Origin of the sequence: Streptomyces sp. NPDC058051, assembly GCF_042885475.1 — a bacterium.
Taxonomy (GTDB): domain Bacteria; phylum Actinomycetota; class Actinomycetes; order Streptomycetales; family Streptomycetaceae; genus Streptomyces.
Window position 1 is genome coordinate 12985 of sequence record NZ_JBHVRW010000014.1, and the last position, 18401, is coordinate 31385.

Annotated in this window: 14 protein-coding genes; 3 read left to right on the forward strand and 11 right to left on the reverse strand. The window is 68.5% G+C overall.

Annotation, left to right across the window (positions count from 1 at the left end):
* Positions 1 to 25: 25 nt before the first annotated feature.
* Positions 26 to 1762, reverse strand: a complete 1737-nt coding sequence (locus ACFVUT_RS22205; protein WP_389653469.1) for a protein kinase — start codon at positions 1760 to 1762, stop codon at positions 26 to 28.
* 270 nt (positions 1763 to 2032) lie between these two features.
* Between ACFVUT_RS22205 and ACFVUT_RS22210 the strand changes: the two genes are divergently transcribed.
* Positions 2033 to 4066 (forward strand): FHA domain-containing protein, encoded by a 2034-nt coding sequence (locus ACFVUT_RS22210; RefSeq protein ID WP_389653472.1) that lies wholly within the window; start codon positions 2033 to 2035, stop codon positions 4064 to 4066.
* A gap of 513 nt (positions 4067 to 4579) precedes the next feature.
* Here ACFVUT_RS22210 and ACFVUT_RS22215 read toward each other — a convergent pair.
* Together ACFVUT_RS22215 and ACFVUT_RS22220 are read right to left on the reverse strand one after the other, a co-directional pair.
* The gene (locus tag ACFVUT_RS22215; protein WP_389653475.1) at positions 4580 to 6523 is read right to left on the reverse strand and encodes an MFS transporter; all 1944 of its coding nucleotides are present in this window, start codon (positions 6521 to 6523) and stop codon (positions 4580 to 4582) included.
* Positions 6524 to 6794: 271 nt separating this feature from the next.
* The gene (locus ACFVUT_RS22220) at positions 6795 to 6995 is read right to left on the reverse strand and encodes a hypothetical protein (RefSeq protein ID WP_389653478.1); all 201 of its coding nucleotides are present in this window, start codon (positions 6993 to 6995) and stop codon (positions 6795 to 6797) included.
* Positions 6996 to 7436: 441 nt separating this feature from the next.
* Here ACFVUT_RS22220 and ACFVUT_RS22225 point away from each other — a divergent pair, with 441 nt between their 5' ends.
* Positions 7437 to 7634, forward strand: coding sequence for a hypothetical protein (locus tag ACFVUT_RS22225; protein ID WP_389653481.1), 198 nt, complete (start codon positions 7437 to 7439; stop codon positions 7632 to 7634).
* Positions 7635 to 7900: 266 nt separating this feature from the next.
* Positions 7901 to 8923 carry a ricin-type beta-trefoil lectin domain protein gene (locus ACFVUT_RS22230; RefSeq protein ID WP_389653484.1) on the forward strand — a complete coding sequence of 341 codons (1023 nt, stop codon included), beginning with the start codon at positions 7901 to 7903 and terminating at the stop codon, positions 8921 to 8923.
* Between the two features lie 165 nt (positions 8924 to 9088).
* Here the strand turns inward: ACFVUT_RS22230 and ACFVUT_RS22235 are convergent, their stop codons facing one another.
* The 8 genes from ACFVUT_RS22235 to ACFVUT_RS22270 form a co-directional block, all read right to left on the reverse strand.
* Positions 9089 to 9955 (reverse strand): alpha/beta fold hydrolase, encoded by an 867-nt coding sequence (locus ACFVUT_RS22235; RefSeq protein ID WP_389653487.1) that lies wholly within the window; start codon positions 9953 to 9955, stop codon positions 9089 to 9091.
* Positions 9952 to 11646 carry an AMP-binding protein gene (locus ACFVUT_RS22240; RefSeq protein ID WP_389653490.1) on the reverse strand — a complete coding sequence of 565 codons (1695 nt, stop codon included), beginning with the start codon at positions 11644 to 11646 and terminating at the stop codon, positions 9952 to 9954. The genes ACFVUT_RS22235 and ACFVUT_RS22240 overlap by 4 nt, the downstream gene beginning before the upstream one ends.
* Before the next feature lie 32 nt (positions 11647 to 11678).
* Positions 11679 to 12746 (reverse strand): 2,3-diaminopropionate biosynthesis protein SbnB, encoded by a 1068-nt coding sequence (sbnB, locus tag ACFVUT_RS22245; protein ID WP_389653493.1) that lies wholly within the window; start codon positions 12744 to 12746, stop codon positions 11679 to 11681.
* Entirely contained in the window at positions 12743 to 13729 is a 987-nt protein-coding gene (sbnA, locus tag ACFVUT_RS22250) for a 2,3-diaminopropionate biosynthesis protein SbnA (RefSeq protein WP_389653496.1), read from the reverse strand. The genes sbnB and sbnA overlap by 4 nt, the downstream gene beginning before the upstream one ends.
* Positions 13730 to 13801: 72 nt before the next feature.
* A complete protein-coding gene (locus ACFVUT_RS22255) occupies positions 13802 to 15343 on the reverse strand; it encodes an ATP-grasp domain-containing protein (protein ID WP_389653499.1) in 1542 nt (513 codons plus the stop codon).
* 127 nt (positions 15344 to 15470) lie between these two features.
* Complete coding sequence (locus tag ACFVUT_RS22260; RefSeq protein WP_389653501.1) at positions 15471 to 15707, reverse strand: acyl carrier protein; 237 nt, start codon at positions 15705 to 15707, stop codon at positions 15471 to 15473.
* 12 nt (positions 15708 to 15719) lie between these two features.
* Positions 15720 to 17003 carry a type III PLP-dependent enzyme gene (locus ACFVUT_RS22265; protein ID WP_389653504.1) on the reverse strand — a complete coding sequence of 428 codons (1284 nt, stop codon included), beginning with the start codon at positions 17001 to 17003 and terminating at the stop codon, positions 15720 to 15722.
* Positions 17000 to 18325: an ATP-grasp domain-containing protein gene (locus tag ACFVUT_RS22270; protein ID WP_389653506.1), complete on the reverse strand. Its 1326-nt coding sequence runs from the start codon at positions 18323 to 18325 to the stop codon at positions 17000 to 17002. Before ACFVUT_RS22270 ends, ACFVUT_RS22265 begins: the two co-directional genes overlap by 4 nt.
* Positions 18326 to 18401: the final 76 nt, after the last annotated feature.

An 18401-nucleotide genomic window follows, 5' to 3' on the forward strand; every position in this document is an offset into this window, starting at 1 on the left:
CGCCCCGCTCACAGCGCCGCCGTCGTCAGTTTTCGCACGTCACGGTGAAGGGCACCGTGTTGGACGTGCCGGCGAGCGGCTGTCTGATCTCCACCCCGATCCTGCTGTCCAGCGTCCCGGCCTCCGAGTACGCCGTCAGCCGCACCGTGTCCCGTCCGGTGCCGGCGTCGCCCTTCCCGAGCGTCAGCACACGCCAGTGCGGATCGACCACCGAGCCGTCCTCGGACACCCAGCGGTAGGAGACCTGCGTCGGCTCGCCCGCGGTGAACGTGGCGGTGAACGTCGGTGCCCGCTCGGCGGGCGGCGGGCAGGCACCCGAGTACGTCGCGTTCGAACCCGACACGGAGACGCGCAGCCCCTGTCCGCTCCCGGCGCGGTCCTGGTCGTCGCCGGTGCCGCCATCACGGTAGACCAGCGCATATGTCACCACGCCCGCGATCAGGACTCCCGCGGCGACAGACGCCGACACGACGAGAGCCAGACGCGGCCTGCGGCGAGCGGGGCCCGGGCCGGGATCGGAGCTCACCGGGACGGACGGTGCGAGAGGAGGCGTCAGGAACGCAGAGGCTGTCGGGAGGGTGGACGGCGCAACGGCCGCGACGGCCGGAGCGGCCGGGACGGTGGGCTCCAAAGACACGCCGGCCGTGCTCCCGGCCTCCGTCACGGCCGCAGTCGTCCCCACCTCCGTCGCCGCCGACGTCGTCACGGCGCCCGTCTCCAGATCGCCACCGGTCGGAGCGAAGGTCTCCGAAAGTCCCGAAGCCCGCGCAGCCGCCGAGGTCTTCGCAGGAGCCGTCGGCAGCGTTGCGTCGAGCGTGGCGTCCGAGCCCAGCTGTGTTGCCACCCTCGGGTCCTGTGGCAGGACCTCCGCCGATACCTCCGTCGGAACCCACGCCGAGCCGTCCACCCCCGGCGCGACGTCCCGGGCGACGTCCCTCAGTGCCGCCGCGACGAGCTCAGCCGACATCCGTTCGCCGGGCTCCTTGCGGAGCAGCCCTTCGAGGACCGGGGCGAGCGGCCCGGCACGGCGTGGGGCGGGGAGTTCGGCGTCGACAACCGCGCGCAGGGTGTTCAGCAGCGTGTCGCGGCGGAAGGGCGAGGTGCCCTCGACCGCGGCGTACAGCAGCACGCCGAGGGACCACAGGTCCGACTCGGGACCGGAAGGGCGGCCCAGCGCCCGTTCAGGCGGAAGGCACTCGGGGGAGCCGACCAGTTCGCCGGTCATGGTCAGCCCCGTACTGCCCTCGACCGTGGCGATGCCGAAGTCGCTGAGCACCACCCGTCCGTCGTCGGCGAGCAGGACGTTGGCCGGTTTCACGTCCCGGTGCTCGACCCCGACCGTGTGCGCCGCGCGCAGCGCGGTCAGTACCTCGATGCCGATCCGCGCGGCACGTCGCGGGTCGATCGATCCCTCGGCCCTCAGCAGATCGCCGAGCGACTGTCCGCGGACCAGTTCCATCACGATCCAGGGACGGCCGTCGTCCATGGCCACGTCGTGGATCGTCACCACATTGCGGTCGCTGATCCGTGCCGCCGCCCATGCCTCTCGCTCCATCCGCTGGTACATCCGGGCGATGTCGGGCTCGCTCACACCGGCGGGCGCGCGCACCTCCTTGACCGCGACCTCCCGACGCAGGGTCTCATCGTGGGCACGCCACACCGTTCCCATGCCGCCCTCACCGAGGCGCGACAGCAGGCGGTAACGGCCGGCGACCAGCCGTTCGCCTCCGGAATCTCCCAGCGCGGTCCGTTCGTTGTGCATCGGGGCGGTTCTCTCTTCTCGTGGTGTGTCCAGCGGTGGGCGGGCGGCACGCTTCGAACAGCACGTTCGGGCTCGGTACCACGGTTGCGTCGGCCGCGAGGAAGCTTCCCGTCCCGCAACGAAGTTGCCGGATCACCCGGCCGTCACACCCGGTCGAAACCGAACCGTATACCTTGAACGTGTTGTCTCATACGTGTCCGTGTGTGGGCAAGGCCGACCACGGGCGACGGGCCTGATTCCCGAGTCGGGAATTTTCGAAAGGTGTGTGGAGTGTCATCGGTCATTATGGGGCGCACGGGTCCCTTCGCGGGGCAGAGCGTGGTTCTGGACGGTGCTCCCCTCACCTTCGGGCGCCAGAGCGACAGCGGTGTGGTGATCGTGAGCCAGCGGGCCTCCCGGCTGCACGCCGAGATCGTCGAGGAGAACGGCTCCCACGTCCTGTACGACCGTGACAGCCGCAACGGCACCTTCGTCGACGACAAGCGGATCACACGGCACGTATTGCGCGCCAACGAATGCATACGTATCGGTGAGGAGACCTTCCTGTACGAGTCGCAGGAGGCTCTGGAGACGGTCATGGACCTCTCCCCGCTCGACTCGCCCCGTATGGACGCCACCGATCCCGGCGTCCTGCGGGTCACCGTCACCGGCGGCGGTCCGGTGGGGCTGGCGTTCGCGCTGTCGCTGGAGGAGACGCTGCGCGGCCGGGTCGCCATCACCGTCCACGACGGGCGCTGGACGCGGAAGGACTCCACAGTCGTCTGGAAGGGCGAGGCCGACGGCAACGTCCGCCGCCAGCAGGTGGTGACCGTCCAGAGCCGGCAGTACCTGGCACTGTCCGAGGAGGTGCGGGCGGCTCTGTTCGACGACCCCGCGGACTTCTCCGAGATGTGGCCGGTCGGACCGGACTCCGTCGACGGTCGGCCGCCCCGCAACATCCGTATCGCCTGCATCGAGGACCGGCTCCTGGAACTGGCGAACCGAAGGGCGGCCATCCGGCTGGTGCCCGGGCGCTTCGACCCCGAGGAGCAGGCACGGCAGCTCGGCCGGGAACACGTCCTGGTGATCTGCGAGGGCGGACGCTCACGCACCCGCGAGTTCTACGCCGACCGCTTCGGCACCGCCGACGCCTCGATCTACTCCCTCGACGGCGAGCACCTGCATGACTTCGTGCTGGGCCTGCGGGTGAAGTCGAAGCTGCCGGACCCGATGAGCGTGCTGCTGACCGTCTCCCAGAACCGGTTCCTGCTCAACTCGCTGCGCGGCGAGGGCTTCTTGAACATGCGGCTGACCCGTGAGGAGGCCAAGAGCGTCGTCGGGATCGACCCGGTTCGCCAGGTCTTCGAGGAGTGCGTCGCGGCCCGTCCCTGCCTGATGACCCGGGAGGAGGGCAACGAGTTCCGCTGCCCCACCCACGGAACCCTCTTCCTGCCCGCCCTGCTGCGCGGTTCGCCCCTGTGGAAGGAGATCCTCCAGGGGCTGAACCTGTTCGACGTGGCGGAGGACGACCTGTCCGCGATCACCTCGTTCCGGCTGGACATGGTGCAACGCCCTCGGTTCACGGCCCAGCTCGACCGCCCGACCGCGACGAGCCCGGGAACGTACGGCTTCCTGCTCGGCGACGCGGCCAACGCCATCCACTTCTGGCCGGGCCGCGGCCTCAACAGCGGTCTGGCCTCCGCCACGTCCCTCGCCCGCTCCCTCGGCCGTGCCTGGCGCGGCAAGCCGTTGCGGGACGCGGACTTCATCAGGCACGAGGCGGCGATGTCCATGCTCCAGTACCGGCACAAGAGCCGCGCCTGGAACGCCATGGTCACCACCGACGAACAGGGCGTCACCCGCGCCATCAAGGACATCATCGCCCACAGCGCGAAGCCGGGACGCGAGACCGTCCCCGCGTCCGTGCCCGAGCCCGCGCGGCACAGCGTGCACGGGGCCGGCCGCCCCGCGTCGCACCGCTCCGACCTCGACGAACTGCTGGAGCGGATGGGCACGATCCGTGAGCGTCTGGCGCCACGGCTGCCAGGCATGCCCACGGACGGTGAACTGCGCGACCGTCTCGCCGCGGTCGCCCCGGCCACCCTGCGCACCCTCAGGGAGAGCGGCGCCTGGGACACCCTGGTCGTCGGCGGCGAGGAGGCCGACATCGACCTCTTCTACCGTGACGACGCCCCGGTGTATGTGCCCCGCATCCCCGACCCGCGGACCATCCTGCCAGCCGGCGTTCCGCGCGAGGCCCTGTCGCTGAACCCGTACGACGCCCGCCTGCCTCAGCAGCCCGAGGCGGGCGCCGCCACCCCCTGATCCGAAGGGAGAGCCGGCCGCGGCCCCTTCGGATACCGCGGCGGCGGCTCGCGGCAGGCGGGCTCGGCGATCGATCACCGGCCTCTGGGGATCGCTGCCTTCGGCCACCGGCCGCCGCGACCACGAAGCGTCCCGCTCCGGCGGCACCGGCCCCGCGAAGGCACACGCCTCTTCCCCGGCCGCAGGGCAGCGGGTGCAGCCGTTCGTAGAGGCCGGCCTGGTTCTTCTTCACGCACAGCGCGTGGTGCGCCTTCTTGTCCTCGCCCCGGAAGCGGGCGTGGCCACGCTGTGCGTGCAGGGCATCGGCCGTCACGGCCACCCCGGTCATGTCGAACGGGGCCGACAGCCCGGCGAAGCGGGTGATTCCATTCGTCCTGTCCGGTACTCGAAGCTGCGTGACGGTCGGCCCGTCACCGGTCACAGCGGCGAGCAGATGCGCGGCGGCAGGGGCCCGCCGCGGGCACGCCGGTGCCCGGCTCGGTCCGGGCACCGGCACCGGCGTGCCCGGCTCGGTCAGCCAACCGGTGCCGTCAGCAGGACGTCGTGGACGACCGCCTGCTCGTCCACGACGATCGTGGACCTGTGCGCGTCGTAGCCGTCGGCGAAGGCGCTCAGGACGTACGGTCCGCTGCCCGGGGCGTCCAGCGTGTAGGAGCCGTCGCCCTGGATCGCCGACCGGCTCAGCTGGTCGCCTTCCAGGGAGGTCAGTGTGACCGCGCCCTGCGGCACCGGCGCGCTCCTGGCCCCGCGTACCCGGCCGCGGACCGGGATGCCGTCGGAAGCGGGGGCCTGGGCCTGGGCTTCGACTGCCGGTGCCGGTACGGGCGTTGCGGCGGCGGCCTCGGTGTTCCGCACCTCGTGTGTCGCCTGAGCGGCCTGGGCCAGGCCGCTGGAGGCGTTCAGCGGGGCCTCCTTGATGAACACCGTCAGCAGGAAGGCGATCAGGGCGATCGGGGCGACGTACATGAAGATGTCGCCGATGCCGTGCCCGTAGGCGCTCTCCAGCCAGGTACGGACCGGGGCGGGCAGGAGGTTCAGATCCGGCAGTTCGCCGCCGCCCGGGGCCTTCGCGGCGTTCGCCCGGTCCTCGGGACGGAGCCGGGTGATGGTCTCCCGCGCGTAGTGCCCGATCCGGGTGGTGAGGACGGAACCGAGCACCGAGACGCCCACGGCGCCGCCGAGGGACCGGAAGAAGGTGACTGTGGAGGACGCGACGCCCAGGTCGTCCGGGGCCACCTGATTCTGGGTGCACAGCACGAGGTTCTGCAGGGTCATGCCGACTCCGAGGCCCATCAGCGTCATGCACAGAGCGATGAACAGGTACGGGGTGTCGTAGCGGAGCATGCCCAGCAGGGCGAGGCCCGCCGTCAGCAGGACACCGCCAGCCAGCAGCCAGCCCTTCCACTTGCCGGTGCGGGTGATGATCCGGCCGGAGAGCGTGGAGGAGACGAACAGGCCGGCGATGAAGGGGATCGTCATGACGCCGGACTTCGTCGGGGAGTCGCCGCGCGCCAGCTGGAAGTACTGGCTGAAGAAGACGGTGCCCGCGAACAGCACGATGCCGACGAACAGCGAGGCGGCCGAGGCGAGGACGATGGTGCGGTTGCGGAACAGCCGCAGCGGGATGACCGGTTCGCCGACCTTCGTCTCGACGAACAGGAAGACGGCTGTCAGCACGATCGACGCGCCGACCAGCGTGGACGTCTGCCAGGACAGCCAGTCGTACTTGTCGTCGGCGAAGGTGACCCAGACCAGCAGGACGCAGACGGCGGCGGTGACGAAGAAGGCGCCGGCCCAGTCGACCTTGACCTGGCGCCTGAGCACCGGAAGGTTCAGCGTCCGCTGCAGCACGACCAGCGCGACGAGCGCGAAGGGGATGCCGACGAAGAGGCACCAGCGCCAGCCGAGCCAACTGGTGTCGGTGATGACACCGCCGAGCAGCGGGCCGCCGACCGTGGCCACGGCGAAGGTCGCACCGAGGTAGCCGGAGTAACGCCCGCGCTCGCGCGGGGAGACCATCGCGGCCAGGACGACCTGCGCCAGCGCGGACAGACCGCCGCCGCCCAGGCCCTGGATGACGCGGGCGCTGATCAGTGTCGCGGGGTTCTGCGCCAGGCCGGCCACCAGGGAACCGGCGACGTAGACGACCAGCGCCGACTGGACCAGGATCTTCTTGCTGAACTGGTCCGCGAGCTTGCCCCACAGGGGGGTCGACGCGGTCACCGCCAGCAGGGAGGCGGTGACGACCCAGGTGTAGGCGCTCTGGCCGCCGCCGAGGTCGCTGATGATCCTCGGCAGCGCGTTGGTGACGACGGTCGAGGACAGGATGGCGGCGAACAGGCCGAGCAGCAGTCCCGACAGCGCGCGCATGATCTGCGCGTGCGTCATCGGCGCGTGGGGAGACCCTCCTGCGTGGTGGGTGTGAGCCCGCACACCGGCGCTCGGGGTGGTGGTCATGGGATTTCTTTCCTTACGTGGTGGCAGCGGGGTGTATGGGGGACGTGGTGTTTCCGGGCGGCCCGGCACGTGGGTCCTGTCCGGTCCACGGGGCGTCGGTGGCGCCAGGAGCCGGGCATGAGCCACGTCAGCCGGCGGACGTCCTCGTCGCTCCAGCCGTCCAGCGAGCATCCGGGGATGCGTTCGGACAGTTCGGCGAGCCGGGCCCGGCTCCCGGGGGTCAGGCGCAGGATGCGTGAGCGCCGGTCGGCGGGATCGGGGCTGCGGTCGGTCAAGCCCGCGCGGCCAGGTGCGCAACGTGGCGGCTGGTGACCGACCTGCCCGACAGCGAGCAGCTCCGTGAGCCTGCCGACGCGTATTCGCCGTGGCGGTCGAACGCCGCGAGCCCGGCGGCGGATCCGCTGGAGAGGCCGTCCGGGAGGATCCGGCCCAGCACCCGGCGCACGGATCCGATGACACTGAGCCGGCGCATCACCTCCTCACACAGGGCCTGCGCGGCCACATATGACCCAATATCGTTACTTAAGACAACTATTATGTTGCTCAATCGTCTTGACCGAGCGTTTCAGGTGCGCCATGCGACACACATGTCATCAGAGATACGTACCTAACTGTGGCGGGGATCCGCGGGTGCTGGGGTTCACCCAGCCTCCTGGAGCCGACCTTGCGCATACATCAGTCGAATGACTGCGTCACCGGCTCCGGATGCCTTCGGTTTCCCGGTCGGATGACTGCCGGAACCCGGACCCCTGCGCCCCGCGGGCGGCGCCGTGTCGGCCCGCCTCCCATCCATCACCTGTCAAGAAGGTGATGACCTGATGGGTGTAAGTGGGTGAATCCGCTAGCATGCGCGCACTATGTGTGCCGGGTCGTGCCCCCTGGGCTCCGCCCGCCCTTTCCAGGAGATCCGTCCGTGAAGACCCTGCCGCAGACCGACACCACCCCGCTGATCCGCGCCGACTTCTCCGACGAGGCGTCCCGGCAGGCTCTTCGCACGACGCGGCCGGAACGGACGGCGTCTTCCACGGATTCCCGCCCCGACCGGCAATACCGCGAGTCGGCCGCAGAGTCCGGTGCGCCGGTTCGAGTCCTCACTCGCAAGCCGGTATGAGTCGCATGTCGTAAGGGTGAACCTGATATGCGGCGGATCCGCTGCGTGTGTGGCAGGGCCGGACCGCCCAGAGGGCCGATCGGAAACAACCCGCTCCACGGCCGGCCCGTGGCCCGCGCCTCGTTCGAAAGGAACACATGAAGTCTCCGCACACGCCCCGGTCGGCGCGGGATCTCCCCAAGAGAGTTCCGGGCAGCGCCAGATCCATCAGTTCCGCTTCCAGACCCGCCCAGGACGGCACCGCGGCCGACGACGGGGAACCGACCGTGCCCGAAAGCGGAGACCGGGCACCCGTCGTGGCCGGGGAAGGCACCTCGCTGCCCCGGCTCACCCAGTTCTCGTCGCTCGGGTCGCGAGGGAACACCGACCGCGGCCCCGTGGCAGCATCCGTGTCCTCGGGGGCCGGCGGCCGGGTGGACACCGCCGCCGGTGACCGGCCCGGCGGGAGCTTCGGACGTCGCGGTGACGCCGGCCGGAACCACGCTTCGGACATCGTCGTACCGCTCGCACCGGCGGGCAGGCCCGCGGGCCGCAAGGCCCGGCGCGAGGGATTCAGTGGTGCCCTGGCCGTCGTGGCCATCGTGGGGCTGCTGTCCGCGGGCAGTGTCTGGCTGACCCTCGGCCTGGTCAACGGAGACAACGACCACAAGCGTGACGGTGCGTCGGTGGTCATCGACTCCGACGGCCACGGCATGGATGCCATCGACGAGCTGGGCGGGCCGGCGACGCCCTCGGTGAGTGTGTCCGGCGGCAAGTCCGGCAAGAAGTCCGACAGTCCGGCGAAGCACACGTCCGCCTCGCCCACGGGCAGTGCGTCGAGCGAGGAACCCGTATCCTCCGGCGAGCAGGCCATCACCGCACCGAAGGAGCCGGCCAAGGCCGAGGCGAACGCGCAGGCCGCGGCACCGGGGGTGGCCGTGTTCAGCCATGCCTCGCGTCGCTGCATCGACGTAGTCGGCGGCAAAGCCGTGCGGGGCGCACCGCTGATGATCTGGGACTGCTCGGCTTCCGCCTCGCAGCACTGGACGTTCGCGGCGGACGGGACCATGCGCGCCCTCGGCATGTGCGTGCGGCTCACCGGCTCCTCGACCGCCGACGGCACGGACCTCGAACTGGCGGCCTGTGACGCCGGTTCGGCCCAGCGGTTCGTGCTGAATTCCAGCCACGACTTGGTCAGCGGCCTCGCCGACAAGTGTGTGGACGTACGGGACAACGGCACGGCGAACGGCACCCGGCTCCAGCTGTGGTCCTGCTCCGGCGACGACAACCAGAAGTGGTCCAAGGGCTGAGACCCGGCGGAATCCGGAGGCAGGGGCGCGAGGTGTCCTCGCCGACGCCGCGGACGGAGGTGACCGCGGCGGCGGTCGGCCGCCGAACGCGAAACGGCCCGCCGACTTGGTCGGCGGACCTCAGGAAAGACCGAGGCCGGGCAGGTGAGAGAGTCATGCGGCCGGTCAGGTGCGCCCGGACGTCGTGGAGGAGCCGGCAGCGTGGTCCTCTGTCAGGAAGGACCGCAATGCCTTCTCGGTCACCGACGGTTGTTCCACCCACGGGTAGTGCCCGGCGTCGTCTATCAGCTCTCGCCGTACCAGCGGCAGCGCCTCGACCAGGCTGTCGGTCACCGCCGGGGGCTGGCTGTCGCGCGTGCCGTGCAGCACCAGCGTCGGCACCCGCAGGGCGGAGCACGCCTCCACCCCCTGCTCTTCGGTGAGCTGAGCCGTCTCCCCCGCCAGTGCCCTTTCGTACGCGCGGTTGAACGTGAAGCACGGGTCGGTCAGCCGGGCGGCGAGGCGCCGACCGGCCTCCTGATCGGCAAACCCGAACGACAGCCGCCACGCCAGCAGTTGCCGGTCGCGCTCCGGCGACGGGTCGGAACGCAGCACATCGTCGATGCGGGCCAGATGGGGGCTCATGATGTTGCGCATCCGCCGCCAGTCGGTGTCCTTCGGCCGCCCCATGCCGGTGCCGGACAGGTAGACGAGGCGGGACACGCGCTCCGGACGGAGCAGGGCGTAGCGCAGCGCCAGGTTGGCGCCCCAGGAGTGGCCGATCAGAGTGATCCGCTCGTGGCCAAAGCGCCGGCGCACCTCGTCGAGGTCCTCCAGGGTCCGCTCCAGGCTGTATGGGCCCGGCCACGGGGAGCGGCCGCAGCCGCGCTGGTCCCAGCGGTGGGTGGTGAACGAGGAGGAAAGAGTCTTCGCCAGGTCGCCGAACATGTCCCACAGACCTGGTCCGCCGTGCACGAAGACGATCGGCGGGCCCGTGCCCTCGGAAGCCGTCCACAGTCGGCATCCGTCGGACGCCGTTACACAGTCACTCATCGTGCCTCCGAGAGCCTGGCGAGGCTTCGGTGATCGGTCTTCCCGTTGCCGGTGACAGGCAGTGCGGTGTGCGTTCGCCAATGACGCGGAACCATCGCGGAAGGCAGCGTCGCCAAGAGGTAGGCGTGCAGTTCCTCCACCGGCGGCGGATCTTCCCGCAGGACGAGGTGCCCGACCAGTTCCTTCCCCGTGCCACGGGTTCTGTCGGCCACAGCGACGACTGCGCAGTCTGCGACAGCTGCGTGGCGGCGCAGTGCGGCCTCGATCTCACCAAGTTCCATACGGACCCCAGCCACCTTGACCTGGCGGTCCAGCCTGCCCAGATACCGCACGCACCCGTTCTCCACGATGACGCCGTCGCCGCTTCGGTACAGACGTCCGGTCGGCGAGTGAGGGTCGAACACGTCGTGGAAGAACGCGGCCTCGGTCGCTGGGGCATCACCCAGGTATCCGATCCCCGGAGGCAGTCCACCGACGAACAGTTCGCCGCTCTCGCCGTGGCGTGCGGCACGCCAGCCGTGTTCTTGCCCGTCGAGGGCGACCAGCACGTACAACACCGAGTCGATCACGGGCGAACCCACCGGCAGCCGCGCGGCGGCGAGATCGGCCACCCCCACCACATGATGCGTCACGTCGTCGGAGGTCTCGGTGAAACCATAAGCGTTGACCACCTGCGCCTGCGGCAGCTTGGCCAGCAGTTGCTCCGCCAGCTGCGGAGTCAGTTCCTCGCCGGTGGAGACGATGCGGCGCACCAGACGCAGAGATTCGGCCCCTTTGACACCGGCCGCCTTCACAAGCCATTCCAGGACGGTCGGCACCAACTCCACAACGGTGACCTCCTGTTCCCGCAGACGCCTTGCGAGAGAACGGGGGAAGGCCAGGTCCTGGTCGTCGAACACCGAGATGCGTCCGCCGACCAGCAAAGGCGCCGTCATCTGCCAGATGGCGATGTCAAAAGTCAGCGGCGCGGTCAGAGCCACCGCGTCCCGCTGCTCCAATTGAAGATCCACGACTTTCGCCCACAGGTGGTTCAGCATGCCCTGGTGCTCCATCAGGGCACCCTTCGGCGTGCCGGTGGTGCCGGAGGTGAAGAACGCGTATCGCGGCTCGGTGGGGTCCTCGCAGCGTGTCCGCAGCCCGGACGGTTTCTCCGTCCGGATCAGGTCACCTGCATCCGGCAGTTTCACGAGCGGCACCCCGGTGACGTCGGCTGCCCGGGCCGTGGCACGGGCGAGTTCCTGGGCCGAGGCGTCGCGGTGGTAGGAAATGAGGTGGTCGGCGCCGCTGCGCCGGATCACGTCGGTCATCCTGTCGGATGGCCAGTTCGCGTCCAGGGGGACGTAGACGATGCCCAGGCTCTCCAACGCCAGGAACGTGATCACGGAGTCCGCGCTTCGGGGCCCGGCGACCACGGCCGCACCGCCCTGGCGAAGACCGCTCTGTGTCAGGTGGACGCATACGGCTGCCACCCTGCGGGCCAGGTCCCCATAGGTGATGTCCCCGCTCGCCCCGGTGATCGCCAGGGCCTCGGGGGTGCGGTCGGCCCACTTCAGCACATGGCCGACAACGGTGTCCGCGGCGTCGATCGGCATGTCGTGCGGACGGCCGCGCCGTAGGCTCAGTCGCACGGCCAGGTGCGCTTCGGCAGGGGAGATCCGCAGAGTGCCGAGCGCGGGAACGAGATCGCGCACACGGGACGTGTGCGGTGCTGCCGCCTCTCCGGTCACGGGGCGTCAACGCCTTCCGTCGTGTGGCGGCTGACGGAGGTGAGCGTGTCCAGCTCGCTGAAGAAGCCGTCGACCATCGTGAGATCACCGGTACGCCGGCACTCCTGGTAGACGTACGAGCCCAGGACCAGGTCCAGCACGCCGAGGCCGAAGGGCGAGAACAGCACCGTCTCGTCGGTGGGTACCTTGAGCGCGCCCGTGAGAACGTCGTGGAGCGTCCCATGGACGAAGTCGCGGTTGCCCGTCAGCTGTTCAGCCAGGTGGACCGAGGTGTTCGCCTTCAGGCAGTGCTCTACGTCATCGACGATGTTCGTCGAGGCGAGCACCACCTCCGGTGACACGTCGCGCAGCGAGACATGCAGGACCAGCGGCGCGTGTCCGAACCAGGCGGGGTCGGTGACGTAGGGAGTGCCGGCCGTGGTCGCGAACACGATGACGTCGCTCTCGCGGATCAATTCCTCCGCACTGGTGGACACCAGCGCGGGAATGTCCGTGATGTCATCCAGTCGCCCGGCGAAGACGCCCGCCCGCTCGGCAGAGGTGTCGTACACCCGGATCTGTTCGAAGGGCCAGTCGGCGGATGCGAGAAAGGTGTGGATGTAGCGGGCTATCAAACCGGTGCCGATGAAACCGACCCGGCCACGGGATCTGCGGCCACGCCCCAGGACATCGGCGGCGAGTGCAGCCGAAGCGGCTGTGCGACTCGCGCTGATCACGGAACTCTCCAGGCAAGCGTATGGGTAGCCGGTTTCGGCGTCATTGAGCAGCAGAACGGCGGAGGCCCTGGGCAGACCCGCGCCGACGTTGTCCGGAAAGCTGGCGATCCACTTCAGCCCCGAGGTCCCCACGTCACCGCCCACACTGGCGGGGAGCGCGATGATACGGGCGTTGGGCCGCTCCGGGAAACGCAGGAAGTAGGAAGGGGGATTGATCGTGTCGCCGGCTCCGTGGAGCAGATACGCCGATTCGATGAGGTCGATGACCTTGCGCTCCTGGCCGGCGAGAATCCGCCGCACCGATGTTCCCGGCACCACTGCGAAAGACGGTGCTTCTCGATCGCTCATCGAATGAGTTCCTCTTCCGGGCCGACGGCATCCAGTACGTTGTCGCCGATGTGGTCGCGTACCCACATGTCGTTGTAGATCGTGTCCAGGTATCTGTCGCCCATGTCGGGGGCGATCATCATGGCAGTCAGCCGTCTGTCGGGATCGCTGCGCCGCAACCAGCCCAACGCGCCGCTCAACACTGTTCCGGTGGATCCGCCGAAGACATAGCCGTGCCGGGACAACATGCGACAGGTCCGGACCGTTTCGGCCTCCGTGACATGCACGACGTCGTCGAGCAGGGACCGGTCGACGAGCGGCGGCCGGTCGCTGGCACCCAGGCCGGGTATGAAGCGGGTGGCCGGCGGCAGGCCGAACGTGACGGAGCCCACGGCGTCCACGCCGACGACGCGCACGGAAGCGTCGTTGTCGCGGAAGTATCGGGCACAGCCCATGACTGTTCCGCCGGTCCCCACGCCCACGAACAGCACGTCCAGCTCGGGAAACTGCTTGGCGATCTCCGGAGCCGTCGTCTCGTAGTGAGCCTTCCAGTGCGCCTCGTTGGTGTACTGATCGAGCCACAGGAACCGGTGATCCTGGGCACACAGCCTGCGGATGTAGTCCTTGCGGGTCCGCAGATAGCCTCCCGAGGCATGCATGTCCTCCACGACCACGACCTCCGTGCCGAGCGCACGCATCATCTTGATGGATGCCTCGTTGCACCGGGGATCCGTCACGCAGCGGAGACGTAGTCCCCTTCCCGCGGCCACCACGCTCAGCGCGACGCCGAGATTCCCCGACGAAGACTCCACCAGGACCGTGTCGTCCTTGATGCGTCCACTTCGTTCGGCGGCCTCAACCATGGCGACGGCGGCTCGCATCTTGACGGAACCGCCGAAGTTGAAGCCATCGCACTTCATGTACATCCTGCGCCCCAGCAGAGGCTGCAGGTCGACGTACACGTCGCTGTCGATGAGTTCATGTGCCGCGCACACGATGGGCATGTTTCGGCTTCCTCCTTGGCGACACTGTGCGACCGGCCGACGGCACGCCCGGCTACCTGACTCACCGGCCGCTCATGCCGGAACGGTGGCGTTACGGAACGCCTGCCACAACGAGTCGACGCTCGCGAATGTGGACTCCTCCAGCGCCTCATCCGGCAACTCGCAGTCGAAGGTCTCCTCCAGATCGGCCAGCAGACGCACGGTCCCCAGGGAATCGAGTCCGAGATCCTGCAACGAACTGTCACCGGTGAGCGACTTGTCCTTCGCGTACGGCAGGTTCCGGCGAAGAACCTCTTCGTATTCCTCGTACCCCGGTGCAGCCCGGGTCGAGCTGTCCTGAGGGAGCTCGTCATGCATGCGAGATACCTTTCCCAGTTCATAGGTGACGTCCAGCGCGCGTATCGCTGCGTCGATTTCGGCGAGGGCGGTTTGATGGTCGGCCGCCTCACCGAGGATCAGTCCGATGTGTCCACTTGTGCCCCAGCGCCAGTCGAGGCTCGCCCCCGGGCGGACATATGGATCGAAGCGGCGTACACCGCCTCGGACTGAGGAGACCGCTCCGGGCTCATTCATGGCGATCAGCCGGATGGCGTCCAGCGGCGGCTGCAGGAAGTAGACGTAGGTGACCTGGTCCGACAGGACGGGCAAGTCACCCGCCGGCAGCCCGAGGGCGATCCGGAGGGCAGCTCCCACCATGTCGAACCGGCCCCCGGTGGCACGGCGCAGCAGCTCCGAGGTGTAGCCCGGAGGACGACCGTTCACCTCGATGATCCTGGGACCCGTCGAGGTCAGTTTCATCTCTGTGTGGGTGATCACGTTGTCGACTCCGAGTGCCCGCAGAGCAGCCTCGGCCAGGTCACGGCAGTGTTGCTCCACTTCGGCGGAGACCGTGCTCGGCACCAGCATGCCGGCTTCCCGAAACGGCGCGGCGAGCGGGAACTTTCCGGTCACGCACAGGTGACGGACACGTCCGGCCTCGACCATCGATTCGACGGACACGAAGTCCCCGAAATCCGGTCCCGCCCAGTTGCTGTCGCCCTGGAGCAACTCCTCGACGATGAATTCGCTATATGTTCCCGGAACAGTTCTGCTCCGCTCCGCCATCTCCCCGGCCCACTGCTGTGCCTCGGCCGGAGAGTTGATCTGGAGAGTGTCCACGCTGCCCGCGCCGTACCGGGGTTTGACGATCAAGGGCAGTCCGACATCCATCGGGAACGCGCCTGCGGCGGTGAACGGCGCCATACGTATCGTGTCGATACCGGCCTCGGCCAGTGTGCGGCGCTGTACGAGCTTGTCCGTGCAGGCGACAGCCGCCTCGACGGACAGAAAACGCAGGCCGGCCGCTTCGGCGATCTCCGCGGTACGGACGAGCTGCCGGTCACTGAACGTCGTGATGTGCTCGATGTCCAGATCCCGCAGTATCCCCGCTGCCTGCGCGGGGCTCGCACCCGTGAGGTCGACAGCACCGGTGGGTATCTCCGTCGTGCCGGGTCCGGCCGTGTCGTGGTGGACCAGGAAGACAGGTTCACACAGGCGACGGCTTGCGAGGAAGATCTCCCGTGGGTGCGCGGATCCGACGTCGTAGACGACGCCGAGCCGGGGTTTGCGCTGCACTGCCATCCCTTTCTCGGATCGGTTGGCGCGTCGAAGAACGGCGGGGTTGTGTCGGCCCAGCTCAGGGCAAGGCCCGTTCGGCGCGGGGGATCTGTCTGGTCGGGGCCGGTCGGCGATGCCCGACCGGTCACTTCTGAGAGCGGACGAACGCGGTGAGACGACCAACGGTCTGAAGGTGCTCCGGCTCCAGGGACTCGGGTTCGAAGGCGATTCCCAGGCTCTCCTCGACCCCCATCAGAACCTCCAGCGCGGCAGTCGAGTCGAGGCTCAGGTCCTCGAACAGCCGGGTGTCCGCGGTGGCATCGGGCAGCTCCTTGTTGAGGACCTGCTCAAGCACCTTGATGATGTCCTGCTCCTGTACCATTTCCACTCCTTCTCAAGGGATCCGTATCGCTTTTTGCTTGTCCAGCAGATCGTCGACGGTGTCGCGCCGCCGCACGAGATGAGCGGTGCCCTCCAGCACGACGACCTCCGCGGGATACCCGTGGCTGAGGAAGAGCCCGGGCGATGCGGAGGGGCCGTAGGCGCCGGACCTGGTGATGCCGATGAGGTCACCGGGCTTGAGCCGGGGCAGTGCCGCTTTCTTGACCAGGAGGTCGTTGGGAGTGCACAGCGGCCCGGAGACATGCCAGTGACGGTCATCGAGTTCCGCCGACCGGTTCAGCAGCGCCACGGGGAAGTTGCGCTTGACGAACGAGCCCGTGCCGACAGCTGCCATGTGGTGGTTGGTACCGCCGTCGGCCACGGCGAACGGCTCGCCGAAGGACTCCTTGACGTACCTGACCTTGACGATGTAGGTCCCGGCCGTGGCCGTGAGGTATCGGCCGAGTTCCATCAGCACACGAGTGTCGGGGTGGCGGTCGCGGAACGCCCGTACGACCGGGTTGAGCTGCTCGGCGAGCACCTTGGTCTCAAGGTCCCGCTCGCCTTCGAAGTAGGCGACGCCGAGGCCGCCGCCGATGTCGACGATCTCCAGGGGGCAGCCCAGTCGCTCGGTCAGCTGCTCGGCGAGTTCGAGGATGCGCTCGGTGTTCGCGGTGATCACGGACTCGTCCAGGATGCGGGTGCCCATGTACACCTGGATCCCGACAACCCTCAGGTGTCGCCACCGGTCGCCCACTGGTCCGCAAGCCCTCAGTTCCGCCTCGTCGATGCCGAACTGGCGTGGCTTGCCGCCCATGGTCAGACCGGCTCCCTTGATGGAGAACTCGGGGTTCACCCGCAGCAACACCTCCGCCGGTCCCCTGTCCTGCTCTCCCACCAGGGCGTCGTACTGATCGAGTTCCGCCAGGGACTCGGCGATCAGCAGTCCGGCCTCGCCGCGGGCACAGGCCGCCAGTTCCTCGGCACTCTTGGCAGGACCCAGGAAGATGATGCGGTCGGCGGGCACTCCTGCGCGGCCGGCGGTGGTCAACTCCGCGAGTGACGACACCTCGGCGCCGACCCCGAGCCGATGCAGCACCTGGCAGACACCGATGTTCGGGTTGGCCTTCATGGAGAAGAAGATTTCGACCGACTCGTCCAGTACCGACCGGAGATCCTCGAACTGGGCGGCGAGTGTGTCCGCGTCGTAGACGTACAGTGGTGTGCCGAACCGGTCGGCCAGTTCCGCCGCGGACGTTCCTTGGAATATCCCGACGTCGGGAGTGTTGCCGCTCATGCGCTTGTGCCCTCCTGCCATGGCGCCAAGGCTTGCGTGATCTGTTTGTCCAACGTGTTCACCTGATCCAAGGTGGAGCCGAGCACAATGCCGTAGAGCCGCCCTGAGCCCCCCGCACTGAGTCCGGAGCCGACCGTCGCGAAGTTGTTGACGATCAGTCCTCCGGCGTCACTGTCCGGGCCGAGAAGGAGGTCCCCGAGGACACCCTGCAGCTCCGCGAAGGGCAGAGGCCGGCGCAGCGTGACGTCGTAGTGCCGGGCCAGCGCGGTCCAGCCTGCCGGCGCCAGCATTTCCAGGAGGGATTCCTGGTACGTCGACATGTTGCTGCGCGCATTGATTTCGGTCAGCGGATACAGTCCACCTGCGGGATCGATCATCGCGTCGATCCCCACCACTCCGAAATAACCGTCGGCAGCCAGCGCCGTACCGATACTCCGGGCAGCGGAATTGATCTCCTCAAGGTGGACGGCGGTGATACGGGCGGGAACGAGGTGTCCCTTGTGTACGCCTTTCTCGGTGAGGGCCTCCTTCACGAAGTCGAGGCGTGTGGAGCCGTCACGGCCGACAGAGAACTGATAGTTGAGGTCGGTTTCCTTCGAGACCCATTCCTCGACCACCACGCCGAGCCGGTTGTCCGAACGCCGCTCGCTCCTGGAGGTGAACATCCGGCTGAGCTGGTCGAGCCTGGCCTCCTCGGTGATCTGGAGGATGCCCTTGCCCGAGACGCCATAGGCGTCTTTGACGGCGACCTCGGCACCGTTCCGCAGAAGGCCGCGCGCCCACTCCGCGGCCTCCTGCCAGGTCTCCAGACTGTCGCACCACCGGCCTGCCGGCTGACGCAACTGGAGGCGGTCAGCCAGTTCCCTGCTGTAGACCTTGCTGTTGACGGCCTTGCAGACCGCTGCAGTGGGGGCTCCCAGCGGCAGTCCGGTCAACTCGGACAGCCGCTCCTCGCGGGCGGACACCCCGTGGGCGACAATCATCGCTCCCCGCGCCCGCAGACCGGACAGTTCCGCCAGCAGCCTGCCGTCGGCGAGAGCGTCGGCCGTGACGTCTCGTCCAGGATCGCTGACTTCCGGAGTCAGGATTCGAGGCAGCCGCCGGCCGAGCTTCTCCAGATACGCGAGATAGTCCGCATCCGGATGCCGCTTCAGAACGACGATGTCATCCGGCCCGGCCAAATTCAGCGTGAACTCGTCCATCCTGTTGACCAGCACATCGGATGACGGAAAGTTGAAAGTGGGTATGCCTGGTTCATTTTCTCCCCATTGGCGTTCCACTTCGAAATTCCCGAGGAACACCAGCGGGGCAGTGGGTGCCACACCGAGAAGTGTGCGCAGACGGACGAGGAATCCAGACTCTCTATCACGCATGTGCAGAACGATAATGGAATTGATT